The sequence below is a fragment of the Pedobacter humicola genome (assembly GCF_056490705.1).
This window is the reverse complement of record NZ_JBWJIG010000002.1, coordinates 314,434-333,787: the sequence shown is the minus strand read 5'-3', so window position 1 is coordinate 333,787 and position 19,354 is coordinate 314,434. Positions and strand designations below refer to the sequence as shown.

Annotated in this window: 10 protein-coding genes; all 10 read left to right on the top strand. The window is 43.4% G+C overall.

The window, feature by feature from the left end; genetic code table 11:
- The first annotated feature begins 118 nt into the window (after nt 1-118).
- The 10 genes from AC04Q1_RS04975 (at nt 119) to AC04Q1_RS04930 (ending at nt 19,346) form a co-directional block, all read left to right on the top strand.
- Nucleotides 119-1,135 carry an exo-alpha-sialidase gene (locus tag AC04Q1_RS04975; protein ID WP_478362401.1) on the top strand — a complete coding sequence of 339 codons (1,017 nt, stop codon included), beginning with the start codon at nt 119-121 and terminating at the stop codon, nt 1,133-1,135.
- 508 nt (nt 1,136-1,643) lie between these two features.
- Complete coding sequence (locus AC04Q1_RS04970) at nt 1,644-4,847, top strand: SusC/RagA family TonB-linked outer membrane protein (protein WP_478362399.1); 3,204 nt, start codon at nt 1,644-1,646, stop codon at nt 4,845-4,847.
- A gap of 1 nt (nt 4,848) precedes the next feature.
- Nucleotides 4,849-6,771 (top strand): RagB/SusD family nutrient uptake outer membrane protein, encoded by a 1,923-nt coding sequence (locus AC04Q1_RS04965; RefSeq protein ID WP_478362398.1) that lies wholly within the window; start codon nt 4,849-4,851, stop codon nt 6,769-6,771.
- A gap of 5 nt (nt 6,772-6,776) precedes the next feature.
- Nucleotides 6,777-7,475, top strand: a complete 699-nt coding sequence (locus tag AC04Q1_RS04960; protein ID WP_478362396.1) for a DUF3823 domain-containing protein — start codon at nt 6,777-6,779, stop codon at nt 7,473-7,475.
- A 144-nt stretch (nt 7,476-7,619) separates the two neighbouring features.
- Nucleotides 7,620-8,609, top strand: coding sequence for a glycoside hydrolase family 43 protein (locus AC04Q1_RS04955; protein WP_478362394.1), 990 nt, complete (start codon nt 7,620-7,622; stop codon nt 8,607-8,609).
- A 132-nt stretch (nt 8,610-8,741) separates the two neighbouring features.
- Entirely contained in the window at nt 8,742-9,776 is a 1,035-nt protein-coding gene (locus tag AC04Q1_RS04950; RefSeq protein WP_478362392.1) for a glycoside hydrolase family 43 protein, read from the top strand.
- Nucleotides 9,777-9,798: 22 nt separating this feature from the next.
- Nucleotides 9,799-10,878 (top strand): glycoside hydrolase 5 family protein, encoded by a 1,080-nt coding sequence (locus AC04Q1_RS04945; RefSeq protein ID WP_478362390.1) that lies wholly within the window; start codon nt 9,799-9,801, stop codon nt 10,876-10,878.
- Nucleotides 10,879-10,927: 49 nt separating this feature from the next.
- Nucleotides 10,928-12,781, top strand: a complete 1,854-nt coding sequence (locus AC04Q1_RS04940) for a glycoside hydrolase family 2 protein (protein ID WP_478362388.1) — start codon at nt 10,928-10,930, stop codon at nt 12,779-12,781.
- A gap of 261 nt (nt 12,782-13,042) precedes the next feature.
- Nucleotides 13,043-16,297, top strand: coding sequence for a glycosyl hydrolase (locus AC04Q1_RS04935; protein WP_478362386.1), 3,255 nt, complete (start codon nt 13,043-13,045; stop codon nt 16,295-16,297).
- Nucleotides 16,298-16,313: 16 nt separating this feature from the next.
- On the top strand, nt 16,314-19,346 hold the full coding sequence (locus AC04Q1_RS04930; protein WP_478362384.1) for a glycosyl hydrolase: 3,033 nt from the start codon (nt 16,314-16,316) through the stop codon (nt 19,344-19,346).
- Nucleotides 19,347-19,354 lie beyond the last annotated feature (8 nt).

Genomic DNA, 19,354 nt, shown 5'->3' with positions numbered 1-19,354 from the left:
TGTTTTGATTTTAACTGAAATCGCATTTGAGAGGATAAGTAGAAAGATTGAGACAGATCGGTTTTGTGCTGCGGAGCAAATTCTATTATTTGTGCTTTTCTAACCAAATCAACCCGAGGTGAAAAATTTTAAAGCTATATCTTTGTCAATATTGTTGTGTTTATCAGCTAATGCTTTTGCGCAACAGCTGCGGATCGCACCCTCGCCTTTGTACCGCGATCCGATATACGACGGTGCTGCAGATCCGGTTATGGTATACAACAATGCCGAAAAAAGCTGGTGGATGCTCTATACCCAGCGCAGGGCAAATGCACAGACCAACGATGTAGCCTATTGTTATGGAACCAACATCGGTGTGGCCACCTCCGCCGATAATGGGCAAACCTTTGTATATAAGGGCGCACTCGATTTAGATTTCGAGCCTGGTGTAAACACCTTTTGGGCACCCGATGTGATTTATGAGAAGGGCCTTTACCACATGTACCTTGCCTATATTCAGGGCGTCCGTAACCATTGGGGAGGCACGGCGAAAATTGCACATTATACCAGTAAAGATTTACTGAAATGGAAATACAAGGGCTTTATCTCACTAAATTCAGATCAGGTGATTGATCCTACCTTGCTGAAAATGCCCGATGGAAAATGGCACATGTGGTATAAGGACAGTTCGAAGGGAAGCATTACCATGACGGCGGAAAGTAACGATCTGAAACATTGGACTGCGCAGGCCGAACCAGCCATTGGCGGTGCCCCGCACGAAGGTGCAAAGGCGTTTTTCTTTAACAACTGGTTTTGGATGATTACCGACGAATGGCACGGGCAACGGGTATACCGGTCGAAGGATGGCAAAAGCTGGGAAAAACAGGGCATGGTTCTGGATGTTCCGGGGCACCGGCCTGAAGATACACCAACGGGTGCGCATGCCGATGTACAGGTGGTGGGAGGGAAGGCCTACATTTTTTATTTTACCCATCCCGGTCGAAAAACCCATTTCGAAGGTAGCTTAGACCAGGATTATACCTTCTCCTATTCCAATAAACGCACCTCTATCCATGTTGCCGAACTCGAATTTAAAGAGGGAACGCTGGTATGCGACAGGGATAAACCCTTTGATTTTTATCTGGGGCAGCCTTAATGGCATTCACATATCACCTTTTGGCGTTTTTAAAATATAATTTTTAGTAATAGTTGTTTATAACCAGGTTCCTGAGGGGTCTGGAAATAATAGTGATTTCAAACTTGTAATGAGCGTTATGCTCATTTACTGTATCAGGGGATGATAATACATTCGGATATAAATAATAAAAGCAAAGTCTGGAAAGCGCAATATATAAAAGGAGACCGCGATTTTATGATAAATTCTAATAGAATGTGGGTTAAAGCAATGCTAAAGGATCTTTTCACTCCATTCCTTAGCGATCGGATCAGGATGACACAGCGCTTGTGTTTTCCGTACCATTAGTGTTTCACAGGCAAAAAAAATAATAACAAAAACTTTTCGTCACAAACATAAATCGAGACAAAATGAAGAAATATTGATACAAATGCGTATCCCCCACTACAGCTAAAAACCGAATCTTTGAAAAGAATTAAATCGAACTAAAACCATTTACTTCTTTAACTAACCAAATATCTAACCCCATATGAAAAGAAGTTTATTCTCTTACGGCGGCTTTGTATGCCTGGATTGGTACCTCCTTCAGAAAATGTTCTTGAAGCGCAAGGTACTCTCTTTTATTTTCGCTTCTCTCACACTACTTTCACTCTCCTTTCAGCTTAGTGCCCAGGAACAAACCACCGTTACCGGAACAGTAACTGACGAAAAAGGTGAAACCGTGGTTGGTGCCAGTATTAAAGTGAAGGGCACCAGCACAGGCGTAACCACTGATGGAGCCGGAAAATTCAAAATTCAGGTAGCGGATAAAAATGCTACGCTGATTTTTATTTATGTTGGTTATGCCAATCAGGAAGTTGCGATCGCTGGCCGAACGCAGGTTAACGTTAAACTTAAACCTTCCGATAACGATCTTTCGGAAGTTGTGGTTGTAGGTTACAACACGCAAAAAAAGGAGGCCATTACCGGTGCCATTTCTTCTATTAGCAGTAAAGAGCTCGAAAAAGTACATGGGGGCTCAACGGTAAGCACCGGCTTGGCGGGGAAATTACCAGGCGTATCATTCAGGATGCCCGATGGAAGACCGGGATCGAGTGCCAACATCCAGATCCGTAACATGGGCAACCCGCTATATGTTATTGATGGTATACAGCAGGATGCCGGCCAGTTTAATAATATTTCTCCAAACGATATCGAAACCATTAGTGTGTTAAAAGATGCATCTGCGGCAATTTATGGTAGTAGGGCGGCAAACGGTGTAATTTTGGTCACTACGAAACGAGGTAAAAACAGCACACGTAATACGTTTACTGTTGATGCCTATACCGGTTGGCAGAACTGGGTACGCTTTCCTGAAACCACCGACGCTTATACCTGGATGTTGGGAAAAGCTACAGCTGAATTGAATGCAAACGGAAAAACAGATATTACGCAGGCAGAACTCGATAAATGGAAAGCAGGTACCGAGTATGGTTATCAAAGCCAAAACTGGAAAGATATCATTATTGCACCAAATGCACCGCAGAGTTCGGTAAACCTTAGTGCATCTGGGGGAACAGATAAAGTGAACTATTATTTTTCGGCTACCCGTTTGGATCAGAAAGGTGTTTATGGAACCGAGCGTGAGTTTGATTTCAACAGAACCAATATCCAGAGTAATATTGAGGCTAAAATCACCGACCGTTTCAAAGTGGGTATGCTCATCAACGGCCGTATCGAAAGCCGTGATCAGCCAGGGGTACCCGGAGGGGATGATTATTTCGCCGCCCGTTTTGCCTTGCTGAGAAACAGACCAACTGAACAGGCTTATGCCAATGGCAACCCGAATTATCCGAATGATATCGGGCACAATACCGAACAGTTTGCCGTGCAGAGCAAAGCCCTTACCGGTTACTGGAAATCAGACTGGAGGGTTTTACAGACCAATTTATCAGCAAGTTATGATACACCGATAAAAGGCCTGGAGATAAGAGGATTATATTCTTATTACATAGCCGATAACATCATCAACGGACATGAATATACTTACAATGTATATACCTACCACCCTGAAACCGGTGTTTATGAAGAAAAGGTTGGCAGTTCGAACCCTTATAGAGAACGCCGGAATGAAAAAATATACACCAATACCTATCAGTTACAGGCCAATTATAACCGGACATTTGGTAAACATACCATTGGTGGGGTATTGGTTGCGGAACGTTTAGACCGTTTCAGGACCTACACTTTCCAACATGCGGTACCACAGACGAATCTTTTGCCTGTTTTGCAGTTTGCTGATATGGATGGACAGGATTTCGCAGACATTCAGGAAGAAGAGGCCCGTATTGGTTATGTAGCCAGGTTGAATTATAATTATGATAATAAATATTACCTAGAACTTTCTGGCCGTAGAGATGCATCATGGAAATTTTCACCAGACAGACGGGTAGGTTATTTCCCTTCAGCATCCATAGGTTGGAGAATTACCCAGGAGCAGTTTATGAAATCGCTTCTAGGCGAAAGCACAATTTTAAATGATTTAAAACTTCGTGCTTCTTATGGTGTGCTTGGGGATGACGATTTAGGTATTGATCCTTTCGCATATCTTACCGGTTACCGATACAACGCGGGTACAGCTATTTTAGATGGAAAAAGCATTACCACTTCTCGTGATAAAGGCCCTGTGATCAACAACCTCACCTGGTTTAAGAGCAAAATTGCCGATGTTGGTTTGGATTTTACCATGTTCGGTAACAAATTAACCGGAACCGCTGATTATTTCTATAGAAAACGTTCGGGTTTGAAGGCCATTAAAAATGATGTGGTGGTACCGATCGAACTGGGATATCAACTGCCTCCCGAAAATCTGGAAAGTGATGCCCAGTATGGTGCCGAGTTTGCAGTGAATTACCGTGATAAAATCGGAGAGTTTAATTATAATGTTGGGGGAAATATTTCCATCAGCAGAAGAAAGTTTTTAGATCAATACAAACCGCGTTACGGTAACTCGTGGGATAATTATAGAAACAGCCAAAACCAACGGTACACCGATATTTTTTGGGGTTATGAAGTAACCGGGCAATTCCAGAACGTTGATGAAATCAACAATTACAAAGTGAACATTGATGGAAAGGGAAACCGTTCACTATTGCCGGGTGATTTAATTTATAAAGATCAGAACGGTGATGGTATTATCGACGGACTGGATGAGCGGCCAATAGGTTACACCACTACCGGGCAACCAAACGTAATGTTTGGCTTCACGATAGGAGGTTCTTATAAAAACTTCGACTTTACAGCCGATTTTTCTGGCGGTGCCATGTACTCATGGAACCAGAACTGGGAACAGCGCTGGGCATTCCAGAACACCGGGGCTTTATTACAGAATTTTGCCGACGATAGCTGGCACCGTACCGATCCTTTCAACCTAAGCAGTCCTTGGGTTGCAGGTAAATATCCTGCATTGCGCTTCAACGATAGTGCGCACAGCAACTATAATAGAAACTCGACCTTTTGGCTGCATAATGTGAGATACCTCCGTGCACGGACGCTGGAGATCGGTTACACGATCCCAAAAAGATGGACCGAAAAAATCAAGATCCAGAATGCCAGGATATATGTTAATGGTTACAACCTGTTTTCGCTTGATAACCTGAGCGATTATGGCGTGGATCCTGAAATTGCGGATGATAATGGATTGCAATATCCACAGAATAAGTTCTATAATATCGGTCTTAAATTAACGCTGTAACATGAAAAAGACTAATCAGATGAAAAAAATTATATATGCTTTTACTGCCATCGTTTTATTGGGTGTTGGGCAGTCGTGCAAAAAAGATTCAGAATTTTTAGATAAACAGCCTACCAATGTGCTGCCAATCGACGCCGTTTGGAAAGACCCCAATCTGGTACTTACAGTAGTAGGAGACCTTTACGACCGCTATCCCGACGATCAAACGATAGAGGCTTGGGCATCATTTGCCTCTTTTGATGAGGCATTTGCATCAGCCGGGGGTGATTATGGCCGGCACCAAAATTTAGAATATGGCTATGATGCCTGGAGATATTGGGATTTAGGTGTTTATGGTTATATCCGAGACCTGAATATGTTTATCAAACGTGGACAGGAATCTACCCAATTAAAAACAGAAGACCGCGACCGTTTCCTTGCAGAGGCCCGTTTTATCAGAGCTGGCGTCTATTTTGAAATGGTGAAAAGAATGGGCGGTGTCCCTTTGCTGACCACTCCTTTGGAGTATAACAATGGCGATAATGTGAGCAACCTTCAATTTCCAAGGTCGAAAGAAACCGAAGTGTACGATTTTGTGATTTCAGAGCTTGAAGCCATCAAAACCATCTTACCCGATGATCCTACCATTCAAAGCAGGGCTACCAAGGCGGCCGCGCTTGCTATGGAATCGAGGGCTGCACTTTATGCGGGTTCGATAGCAAAATACAGCAATTCGCAGTTAACGCTACCGGGAGGTGAAGTAGGAATTTCTTCTTCCTTGGCCAATGGCTATTTTACAAAGTCATTAAACGCAGCAAATGAAATTATTAATGGCGGGAAATACACGCTCTATAAAAAGAACCCGACTTTGTCAGACAATTTTGCTGCACTTTTTACGGATAAGAGTAATAATCCTGAGGTGATTTTCGTGAAAGACTTCAAATTAAAAACCAATAAAGTACATGGCTTTACCATCGATAACCAGCCACGTTCTTCTGCAGAGGAAGCACAGGGCGGACGTTTAAATCCATCGTTAAATTTGGTACAGTCGTTCGAAAAACTCGATAATACCTATGCATCACTGGCCTCAGTTGATGGAAGTGGCAATCCGGTATATTATACCAATGTTACCGATATTTTTGCAGGCCGCGATGCGCGTTTGGCAGGTACGGTAATCCTTCCTGGAACACAGTTTAAAGGCAAAACCGTTGATATCTGGGCCGGTTACCAATTGGCCAACGGTACCATTATAACCGGAGATAATTTTGCACAGAGTAAAAGCGATGTGCTTCCGGGCAATACCGGTTCCGTGCAGGTAGTGGGCGGCGATGGCCCTATCGATGGATTGGAGTTCAGTGCACAGTCAGGCTTTTATGTCCGTAAATATTTAGATCCTGCTAAGGGATCAGGTCAGATCGGCACCCGGAGCGAGGTTTGGTGGGTACGTTACCGTTATGCCGAAGTATTGTTAAATGCCGCTGAGGCGTCTTTCGAACTGGGCGATTTAGCTGGGGCAGCCAATTATATCAAACCAGTAAGAGACCGTGCGGGTTTAACCACAGCCTTAACACCTGCACAGATCACTTTCGATAGAATTGTACATGAGCGTAAGGTGGAGTTTGCCTTCGAAGGTCATGAACTTTGGGATATGAAACGCTGGAGGCTGGCTGATAAAGTATGGAACGGCAATAATATGTCGCCAGCTGATTTTATCAATGCCACCAATATTGGCAGTGCCACTCGCACCAGCACACAGGTATTTGGTTTGTGGCCATATAAATATTATGACCCGGGCAATGCTAACAATGGAAAATATATCTTTAAAGTAATCAAACCAAGTAAAGTAACGGCCGCTCACCGTTTCCGTTTAGGCAATTACTATTCCTCTATCGCGCAGGAGGTACTTAACGGAAATCCAAAAATTGTTAGAAACCCTAATCAGTAAAAGACATGAAAAATAGATTTTATTTCATCATAGCCGTGGTTGCGGTACTTTTTTCATCATGTAAAAAAGATAATTACGATGCGCCTGCAGCAGATTTTACAGGAAGGATTGTATATAAGGGGGAGCCGATCAATGTTCAGTATGGTCAGGTTAATTTCGAACTCTGGCAATCTGGTTTTGGTAATTATTCAGCATTAAATGTTAACGTTAGTCAGGATGGCAGCTATTCAGCGAAATTGTTTGATGGCAATTATAAACTTGTGTTCTCGCCAAATCAGGGTCCGTTTCTTTGGAAAAAGAATGCTGCTGGAAGACAGGATACCGTTGCCGTAAATATTAATGGGGGTAAAACCATGGATATTGAGGTAATGCCATATTATATGATCCGTGGCGCAACACTCACAGCTGCCGCGGGTAAGGTAAACGGTTTCTGTAAACTCGAAAAGATTATTACCGATGTTAATGCAAAAGATATCGAAAGGGTATCACTGTATATCAATAAAACGCAGTTTGTTGATGGCGGAAATAATCTTGCCTTTCAGGATCTGGGAGGAGCTGATCTCGCCGATCTCAATAACTTAAATATGAGTGTGAGTATACCCGCAATCGTACCTGCCCAGAATTATATTTTTGCCCGTATCGGAGTTAAAATTGCAGGAGTTGATGACATGATCTTTACGCCTGTAGCTAAAATAAGTTTTTAAACATTTGAAATTGTCGTGTTGGGCTTGTCGATGCGCTTTATATATAAGCAAAGCCTTCGACAGGCTCAGGATGACATTTTATATAGGATTTACACTATATCACTTCAATTATCATTATCTTACTGGCCCGCTAATCATTATTGAATGAAACCTCTCTTTGCTATTTTATTGTACTTATCGATATTTTCGTTAGGCCGGAAAGTAAGCGCCAATCCAACTAAAAAAGTATTAAGTGATACGGTTTATCTTGCCGACCCAACTATTTTTTTAGATAAGGGCATATATTACCTATATGGGACCAGCAGCGATAAAGGGTTTTTGGTTTATACCTCCACAGATCTTAAAAACTGGAGTAAACCTGCCGGGACAAACAACGGTTTTGCATTAAAAAAAGGTGAGGCTTTTGGAAACAAAGGTTTTTGGGCACCCCAGGTATTTAAAAGAGGCAATATTTATTATATGGCCTATACCGCAGATGAGGAGATTGCCATTGCCCATAGCAATAATCCGTTGGGACCATTTGTACAGAAAGAATTAAAAGCCATTTCAGGAACTGGAAAACAGATCGATCCCTTTGTATTTACCGATAGCGATGGCAAAAACTACCTCTATCATGTAAAGCTCGATAAAGGTAACCGGATTTTTGTGGCAGAACTCGAAGACGATTTTTCGGACGTCGTCCCGAACACCACAAAAGCCTGTTTATCGGGAACGGAAACCTGGGAAAATACAGCCAGAACCGATTGGCCGGTAACCGAAGGACCCACTGTATTAAAAAAGGACAAATTGTATTACCTTTTTTACTCTGCAAATGATTTCCGGAATCCCGATTATGCCGTGGGTTACGCAACGTCGAAATCACCCTTGGGCCCCTGGACAAAATATGCAGGCAATCCGATCATCGGTAGGAATCTGCTCAACATAAACGGAACCGGACATGGCGATTTCTTTACCGATCGGAGCGGCCAGCTGCAGTATGTATTCCATACCCATCATTCCAACAAGAAAGTATCGCCAAGGGCTACAGCGATTATAACAGGCACTTTCGTAAAAGATAAAAAGGGTAACGGCCAGCTGCAGATCGATCCAAAAAGTTTCCGTTATTTAAAGGAAAGCCTGACCGCTACGCCATAATAGGAATGAAATTGACTGCATTTGTAGAAATATTGAAACAAAAATGAGCCGCTTTGACAAAAGAAATCGCTTTTTTTAAAGATTAAGGGATTGCACATTAATTGAAAAAATAAAAGGCGTAAAGCTTTAAAAATGAATATATTGAAAATAAAATATCTGTTAGCCATCTTGTTCTTGCTTTTTGTAGGCAATCTGCATGCACAGACCTTTACCAATCCCTTGCTGCCTTCAGGTGCCGATCCCTATAGTTATTATAAAGATGGTTACTATTATTATACCCATACCACAGGAAACCGCATAGATCTTTGGAAAACCAAGACGCTCGACGGACTTAAAACAGCAGAGCGGAAGACGATTTGGAAAGCACCTGCGGGTACAAAGTACAGCAAAGAAATCTGGGCACCGGAGGTGATGTTTTTAAGAGGCAAATGGTATGCTTATTTTGCTGCCGATGATGGTAAAAACGATAATCACCGCATGTATGTTTTGGAAAACGCTTCTGCCGACCCGATGCAGGGAGAATGGGTGTTTAAGGGTAAAATTGCTGATCCAACGGATAAATGGGCAATTGATGGCGATGTAATCGATTTTAAAGGCCAATTGTATATGATCTGGTCGGGATGGGAAGGAGATGGGAATGGAAAACAGGAAATTTTTATGGCCAAACTTAAAAACCCATGGACTGTTGACGGACAACGGGTTAAAATCTCTACGCCAAAATTTGATTGGGAAAAAATTGGAGATTTAGGCGGTGGTGCGCACGTGGATGTTAATGAAGGCCCTCAGTTTTTGCTGCACGGCGATAAAATTTTTGTCATTTATTCGGCCAGTGGCTGTTGGACAGATTTTTATGCCTTAGGCATGCTTTCCGCCCCGGTCAAAAGCAATCTGCTGGATCCCAAATCCTGGACAAAATCTGAAAAACCTGTTTTTCAGCAATCGCCAAAAGATGGGGTTTATGCGCCGGGGCACAATTCATTTTTTAAATCACCCGATGGAAAGGAATATTGGATTTTATATCACGCCAATGATAAACCAGGGCAAGGCTGCGGAGGCTTCCGCTCGCCAAGGGCACAAAAATTTAGCTGGAATGCCGATGGTACGCCCAATTTTGGTACGCCCGTAAAACCAGGTGAAAGTTTAAATGCACCATCAAACAACAAATAAAACTAAACCGTATAAAACCGATATGAACTTAAAAAACTATGTTATCCTTGCTGCGCTGAGTCTTAGCGTGAGTATGGGATTTGCGCAAAAAACTAAAAGAGCCGCCGAACCTGCCAAGGTATGGTCGGTAGAAAAAGCCAATGCCTGGTATAAGGAAAACAAATGGTTAACAGGGGCAAATTATATTCCTTCTAACGCCATTAATCAATTGGAGATGTGGCAGGCTGATACCTTTTCTCCCGATTTAATCGATAAGGAATTGGGCTGGGCGGAAGGAATTGGTTTTAATACTTTGCGTGTATTTCTATTCAGCAAGGCATGGAGCCAGGATCCTGAAGGATTTAAAAAACGCATGGACCAGTTTTTAACCATCACCCAAAAACACGGCATTAAACCCATGTTTGTTTTCTTTGATGATTGCTGGAATAAAACTTCAGCTATCGGCAAACAGCCTGAACCAAAAACAGGTATCCACAATTCAGGTTGGTTGCAAGATCCGGGCGATCCTGCCTTTAAAGAAGAGGCAAATTTCCCTGAACTCGAAAAATATGTAAAAGATGTGCTTACCCATTTCGCACACGATAAAAGAATCCTGCTTTGGGATTTATACAACGAACCGGGAAACAGCGGAAAGCTGGAAGCTACGATCCCTTTATTAACCAAAACCATCAGCTGGGCACGTTCGGTAAATCCAGATCAGCCCATCTCTATCGGATTATGGAGCTGGGGTTTTGAAAAACTGAACGAAATCCAGCTGGCCAATTCCGATATTGTAACCTATCACAACTACGAGGCACCAGACTGGCACCAGAGAACAATCGATCTGTTAAAAGCCAGCGGAAGGCCCTTAATCTGTACCGAATATATGGCCCGCTCACGCAACAGCCGTTTTTCTAACATTTTACCTATGCTTAAACAAGAAAACGTAGGTGCCATCAACTGGGGTTTTGCTGCGGGTAAAACCAATACCAAATACGCATGGGATACGCCATTGGCCGATGGATCTGATCCGATTGAGTGGTTTCACGAAATCTTTCAGCCGGATGGAACACCATACCGTCTGGATGAGGTTAACCTGATCAAAAAACTCAATAACAAATAAACCTAATATGGCTCGGCGGAAGCCGGCCTTAACACACAAATTTAAACCGATGAATAAAAAAGTATCCATTCTTTTCTCATTACTGGGAATCTCGCTTTCCCTTTCTGCGCAGCAACAGGACAAGTCATGGTCGATGGTTAAAGGGAAAATCTCCTCACCATGGGCACAGGAGGTAAATCCAAAAAATGTGCTTCCCGAATATCCACGTCCGCAGTTTGAGCGTACAGGCAACTGGAAAAACCTCAACGGACTTTGGGACTATGCCATATCCGGAAAATCACAGCAGCCAGCTATCAATCAAGGCAAAATCCTGGTACCCTTCGCGGTAGAATCTTCACTTTCGGGTGTTGGTAAAACGGTTGGCAAAGACAGTCTGCTCTGGTATAAAACCAGCTTTACTGTACCTTCGAATATGAAAGGCAAAGAAATTTTGCTTCATTTTGGTGCGGTCGACTGGAGAAGTACCGTAAGTATCAATGGTAAAGAAGTAGGTAAACACGAAGGCGGCTTTGATCCTTTCAGTTTTAACATCACCCCATTTTTAACCAAAAGTGGTAACCAGACCTTAACTGTAGAAGTTTGGGATCCAACTGATGAAGGTCCTCAGCCAAGAGGAAAACAGGTTAAAAGACCTGAAGGCATCTGGTACACACCAGTAACCGGTATCTGGCAAACGGTGTGGATCGAGGCGGTAAACAAAGCACATATCGATCACATCAAGGTAACACCTGATATCGATCAGCAATCGTTAACTGTTACACCTGTTTTAACTGGTGCCGCAACAGGTGATCAGGTTAAAGTCTCTGCATGGGATGGCACTACAAAGGTAGCCGAACAAACAGGCAATGGAACTGATGCCATAAGCTTGAAAATCGCGAACCCGAAACTTTGGAGTCCTAAAACCCCGTTTTTATATGACCTTAAAGTAGAGCTGATCTCTAAAAATAAAAAGGTAGACGAGGTGAAAAGTTATTTTGCGATGCGCAAAACCTCTATCGGTAAAGACCAGAACGGTATTCAAAGGATGTTGTTAAACAATGAATTTGTTTTCCAGTACGGTCCTTTAGATCAGGGCTGGTGGCCAGATGGGCTTTATACTGCACCAACAGATGCCGCTTTAAAGTTTGATGTGGATAAAACCAGAGAAATGGGCTTCAATATGATCAGAAAGCACATTAAGGTAGAACCTGCACGCTGGTATTACTATTGCGATAAAGCGGGTATGCTGGTTTGGCAGGACATGCCTAGCGGCGATTTGGGTAACGGCTGGGAAAACCGTCCGGGTATTTTAGACCACGGATCGGATCAGAACAGAAGTGCCGAATCGGAAGGATATTACAGAAAAGAGTGGAATGCGATTATCGATGCCCTTTACAATGTACCTTCTATCGTAGTATGGACGCCTTTCAACGAAGCCTGGGGTCAGTTTAAAACCATCGAAATCGCCAAATGGACAAAAGAAAAGGATCCGTCAAGATTGGTGAATACCGCCAGTGGAGGTAACTTCCATCCGGTAGGGGATATTATCGATCTACACAATTATCCGCATCCGGCGATGCCTAGTCCAGATTATTTCGGAAAAGACTATGCGCTTGTTCTGGGTGAGTTTGGTGGTCTTGGTCTTCCTATCGATGGACACGTGTGGCAACAGAAAAACAACTGGGGTTACCAGAGTTTCAAAAACAAAACCGATCTTTTCAACAAATACGCTGAGTTTACCAAACGTTTGGAACAATTGATCCCATTGGGATTATCTGCAGGGGTTTATACCCAAACAACCGACGTAGAAGTAGAAACCAACGGTTTGATGACCTATGATAGAAAAGACATTAAGTTTTCGGAAGCACAGATGAAAGCTTTACACGATAAATTGTATCAGATCAATGTACCTGTGAATAAATAAGCGCAATATTGATATTTTAGCTAAAGCTGGATCGGTGTAAACCGGTCCAGCTTTTTTTATTATAGCAGAATTATGATGTATCAAAAAATACAAAATAAATTCCATTTGAGTAAAAACAGATAATGGATTATTATGATATATTTGTTAATAAAACGATTTACTAATTTGGTGTATACAGCATGCTGGCCCATTATTTTAGGAATCGGATTTAACCAGATATAACAGCAACTGTAATCGTTACAGGTTGATTAACCGAACAACATGACATTTTTGAGGAATAAATACAACTGCCTGCTTTTATGTTTTTTTACCGTTAGTATAGCTAAAGGGCAGTCGGGTATAGCCAGCCCAAATCAGGTCAAACGCTTTGATACTTTAAAGGCATTGGAGAAAGGCTTTATCGCGGTACCCGATTCCATCCAAACCAGTGTATATTGGTACTGGCTTTCGGGGAATGTATCGAAAGCAGGTGTGGTAAAGGACTTGGAGGCAATGAAAAAGGTCGGGATCAACAGGGCTTTTATTGGCGATATCGGATTGAACGATGTACCTTATGGAAAGGTTAAGTTCCTCTCTGAAGAATGGTGGGAAATTATGCACCTTGCACTTAAAACCGCCACCCGTTTAAATATCCAGATCGGTTTGTTCAATGGCCCGGGCTGGAGCCAGGCCGGTGGCCCATGGGTGCGCCCCGAACAGGCGATGCGCTATCTCACTTCTTCAGAGATCAAGCTAAAAGGGCCACAGTTGTTCAATGGCCGGCTTGCACAACCGGATAAAAATTTTCAGGACGTTAAAGTGATTGCTTATCCTGTTCCTGCCGATTACGGAAAAGGTTTGAGCGTATTGAAACCAAAAATAACCTCCCCACAAACTATCGATTCATTGGAAAATCTAATGGATCATAACCATCAGACGGGTATACATTTTAAAAACGGGGAAAAATTTGCCTTAGATCTCCATACGCAACAACCTTATGCTTTGCGCAGCATTATCCTGTCAACACAACACCGGGCCGTGTATCTGGAAGGGGATATACAGGTGAAAACAAAAACCGGTTACGTGACCATCAAACATTTTACCGTTGACAGACGTGCGCCAGGCCTTAATTTTGGCTTTTTGCCCTGGGCCAGAGCTGTAATTTCGGTGCCTGTTAGCACTTCAACAGATTTTAGGATTTCCTTTACCCAGGTTACAGGCGATTCGGGAATCAGTGAACTGGAACTTTCTTCTACTTCAATGCTTGATGCATATTCAGAGAAAACCCTTGCTAAGGCCTGGCAAACGGAAGATCTGATCTGGAATGCGTATGTATGGGGCGAGCAAAAAAATGATGCATCCAACTCTATTTTAGACCCCGCTAAAGTGATCGATATTTCCCGATACATGCAGAAAGATGGAAAGTTAAACTGGAAAGTTCCGTCAGGCAACTGGATCATCGAACGCACTGGCATGACTACCACCAATACGAAGAATGTTCCTGCAACACCAGAAGCAACAGGACTGGAAACCGATAAGATGAGCAAACAGCACATTACCAGTCATTTCGATGCCTATATCGGTCAGGTGTTAAAACGGATCCCTGCTGAAGACCGTAAAACCTTAACAGTTGTGGTGGCAGACAGTTACGAAACCGGTAGCCAGAACTGGACCGATCTTTTGCTCAGCGAATTTAAAGCAAAATATCATTACGATGCCTTGCCTTTTATACCGGTATTACAGGGAAAAGTAGTGGGAAGCAACACACTTTCAGACCGCTTTTTATGGGATTTAAGAAGATTGATTGCAGATGATGCCGCCTTTAAATATGTTGGAGGTTTAACCGAGGTGAGCCATAAACATGGCTTGACTACCTGGCTTGAGAATTATGGCTATTTTGGTTTTCCGGGCGAGTTTTTACAATATGGCGGGCAGTCGGATGAAGTTGCCGGGGAGTTTTGGCTCGACGGACGTTTAGGGACTGTAGAAAATAGGGCCGCTTCTTCGGCAGCACATATTTATGGAAAGAACAAGGTTTCTGCCGAATCATTTACTTCGGCAGGGGCAGCATGGCGTGCACATCCGGCATCGCTGAAAGCAAGGGGCGACCGTTTTTTTACGGATGGGATCAACAATACCTTGCTACACGTTTTTATCCATCAGCCCGATACCTTGCCAAAACCGGGCATAAGTGCATGGTTTGGTACCGAATTCAACCGGGGAAATACCTGGTTTGCTGATATGGATGTTTTTGTAAAATATCTTAAACGCTGTAACCTGATGTTGCAACAGGGCAGGTATGTAGCCGACGTGGCTTATTTTATCGGCGAAGATGCCCCAAAACTGATGGGAACTACCAAGCCCGAACTGCCAAAAGGTTATTCATTCGATTACATTAATGCTGAGGTGATTAAAAGCAGGTTGACAGTGAAAAATGGGCGGATTTTCCTGCCCAATGGCATCAGTTATGGCATATTGGTGCTTCCACAACAGGAGAGCATGCGGCCGGAACTGCTAAAAAAAATAAAGGAGCTGGTGGCACAAGGCGCGGTGGTATTAGGGCCAAAACCGCAGAGATCACCAAGTTTGGAGAATTATCCAAAGGCCGATCAGCAGGTAAAAGCAATAGCTAATGAACTATGGGGAGCTATTGACGGCAAAAGTAAAAAGATAAACCGCTATGGCAAAGGAATGGTTCTGAGTGCTATGGATATGCAGGAGGCTCTGAACACGGTTAAAATAATCCCTGATTTTAAGACTGAAAAAAATGATCCTGTACTTTTCATCCACCGGCAGGTGGGTGATGCCTCAGTTTATTTTCTCTCCAACCAGAAGAATGAAACCATTGATATTGTGCCAACATTCCGTATTAAGGGCAAAAAACCCGAATTGTGGGATGCGGTAACGGGCAGGGTGCGGGAGATGCCTGCTTTTAGTCAAACTGCTGAGGGTACTATGGTGCCCATCCGCCTGGCGGCAAATGGAAGTGTATTTATTGTTTTCAGAAATGAAGGCTCGAAAGGCGATACGACCGGAGTAAATTATCCTTTAGTTGCGGAAAGCATCGAAGTAAAAAAGCCCTGGAGTGTAATTTTTGATAAAAACAGCGGCGGACCAGGAAAACCAGTGATTTTTAATGAACTTTCCGATTGGTCTGTTCATCCAAACGATAGCATCAGGTATTATTCCGGATCAGCGGTATACTATAATACTTTTAATGTTGCTAAAATAGAAAAGGGCCGAAATTATACCATCGATCTTGGCCTGGTTAAAAATATTGCCAAAATTACCCTCAATGGTAAAGAGCTAGGTGGCGTGTGGACGCCTCCATATGCGCTTGATGTTACCAGCACAATAAAAAGTGGCGAGAATAAACTGGAGATCAGGGTGGTGAACAATTGGGTAAACCGTTTGATGGGCGATGCAATGCTACCAAGGGAAAAGCGAAAAACCGCGGCACTATTTGGGCCTGATCAGGGTGCAGGTCTGCAACAGTCAGGGCTTTTGGGCCCTGTGAAGATCAATTTGATAAAATAAGATTATACTGAAGGATATGAAAAAGATATTCAAAAATGCTGGTTTGCTTTTGCTTAAGACAGTAATTCTGATTGGGCCATTTTTCCTTTCTGCACATGCGCAAGTGGCCAAAATGAAAATTGATTTCATTAGTCCAAAGGATAGGTATAAACCTGGAGTATATTGGTATTTCATGGATGGCAACCTTTCTGCCGGATCGATCACAAAAGATCTGGAGGCCATGAAAAAAGCGGGTATCGGTAACCTGGTTTTTCTTGAAGTTAACGTGGGGATTCCCCGAGGTAAAGTTGATTTTTTAAGCCCGCAGTGGGTCAGTCTTTTTGCTCATGCAGAAAAAGAAGCAAGGCGCCTCGGAATCGAAATTACCTTAGGTATAGGGCCCGGGTGGACAGGAAGTGGCGGCCCCTGGGTAAAGGCAGAAGAATCAATGCAGCATCTTGTTTCCAGTCAGATAACAGTTTCTTCCGTAGATAAGGGGAAGATCATGTTACCCCTTCCAATGCCCAAAAGACCGTTTTTTGGAGAAGATAACCTTTCTACAGAATTCAAAAAGGAATGGAAGGCTTACTATAAGGACGTGGCCGTGCTAGCCTTTCCCTATGAGGAGCAGCCTGTTAAAATAACAGATGTGGATGAAAAGGCTCTTTATTACCGGGCGCCTTACAGTTCTGGAACGGTTAAACCTTATCTTCCAGCTCCGCTTGGTGAGGGTGGGAAGGCCAAAGGCATTGAAAAAACAGCAATTTTGGACCTGACTTCCAAAATGTCGGAAGATGGTTCGCTTAACTGGGCCGCACCATCTGGTAAATGGATAGTGATGCGCTTTGGTGCGCGGAACAATGGTGCTATTACCAGGCCAGCACCTATTCCGGGTCTGGGTTTCGAATCTGATAAATTCGATACACTGGCGCTAAACCATCATCTCAATACTTACGTGGGTAGACTTTTGAGTGCTATCGGAAAACCGCAAAAAGATATCCCTGGCGGACTTAAACGCTTACATATGGATAGCTGGGAAATGGGTGCCCAGAACTGGACGGGTAGCTTTAGGCAGGCTTTTATCAAAAGCAGGGGCTATGATCCATTAAAGTATTTTCCGGTCTATTCGGGCAATATTGTGGGCAGCCTGCAAGAAAGCGAACGATTTTTATGGGATTTGAGGGAAACTGCCCAGGAACTCATCCTGAAAAACCATGCGGAGCAGGTAAAAGCCTATGCGCATCACCACGGTTTGTCGCTTTCGATTGAGCCTTACGATATGAATCCAACCGCCGATCTTCGGCTTGGAGCGGTGGCTGATGTGCCTATGGCCGAATTCTGGAGTAAAGGATTTGGTTTCAATTCTACTTACAGCGTAATTGAAGCTACTTCTATCGGACATGTAATGGGCCGCTCGCTCATTCCTGCTGAAGCTTTTACTGCCCAGGATAATGAAGGCTGGAAACAACATCCCACCAGTATGAAAAACCAGGGCGATTGGGCCTTTGCTGCCGGCGTGAACCGTTTTGTATACCATACCTTTCAGAACCAGTTTTTGCCAGATTCGCTCCGGCCAGGTGCAACAATGGGACCATATGGTGTACACTGGGACAGGAACCAGACCTGGTGGCCCATGGTAGATGCTTATCATCAATATGTAAGCAGGTGCCAGTATTTGTTGCAACAGGGCAGAACAGTTGCCGATATCCTTTATCTCACGCCAGAAGGTTCTCCACATGTTTTTGTTCCACCGTCAACTGCGCTTAGAGGCGATACATTGGCCGACCGTAAAGGCTATAATTTCGATGGCTGTGCACCTGCGCAGTTGATGAAAGCACGGGTGGAAAATGAATATATTGTATTTCCCAGTGGTGCGAGGTACCGTGTCGTGGTCCTTCCTGAAAGTGAAACCATGACGCCTGCGTTACTCACTAAAATAGCAGGGCTAATCAGCAGTGGTGCAACCATTATCGGAAACCCACCAAAACGTTCACCAAGTTTGGTTGGTTATCCTGCTTGTGATAAGCAGATAAAAGAAATGGCGAGTCAAATCTGGGGATCTGGAGATTTGCCCAAGGGGCAGCAGGGGAGAAGTTATGGTAAAGGAAAAATCGTCTGGGGCGGAGCTTTATCGGAACAATCGGATCATCTTTATCCCTCTTATGACCTCACAGCTAAGGTATTACATCAATTGGCCCTGGAAGAAGATTTTAGTACGACAGCGCCTGTTCGGTATACCCACCGCACCGGTAAAGACTGGGATATTTATTTTGTTTCGAATACGAGTAATACGCTCATCAATTTCAAGGCGGCTTTTCGGTCGCTAAAAGGTAGTCCTCAGCTTTGGGATGCCATAACAGGTAAAATTCAACAGCTCCCAAATTTTAGCGTTACCAAAGGGAAAACACTGATTCCGCTTGAACTTGCACCTTATCAGAGCTGTTTTATTGTGTTTGGAAAAGGAAATCAGACCAAGCCGGTAGCAGGTTTATATGAACACAAATCTGAGGAGCTGCTTAACCTTAATGGGACCTGGGAAGTTAATTTCGATCCAAAATGGGGCGGACCTAAAACAACAGTCTTCGATTCATTATCTGATTGGTCTAAAAATAAACTCGAAGGCATTAAATATTATTCAGGCATTGCCTCTTACCATAAAACATTTGATTTCAAAGCTACCAAGTCTAATGGAGAGATCTATCTCGATTTGGGGAAAGTTAAAAACCTGGCCCGTGTAACCTTAAATGGTAAAGCGGTTGGCGTATTGTGGACCGCACCATGGAAGATTGATATTTCTGCTTATCTTAAACTGGGCAAAAATGAACTCAGGGTTGAAATTGCCAATCTGTGGCCAAACCGTTTGATCGGAGATGAGAAAAAGCCAGACGACGGTATTGTAGGTGATCAATGGCCGCAATGGTTATTAAACGGACAGCCCCGTACCAGCGGCAGGTTTACCTTTACCAGTACCAAACAGTATTATGCCGATTCACCATTGTTCGAATCGGGGCTTTTAGGGCCGGTGAAAATTATCGGACAAAAATTAACAATAAAACAGACCAAACCATAGCAATAGCT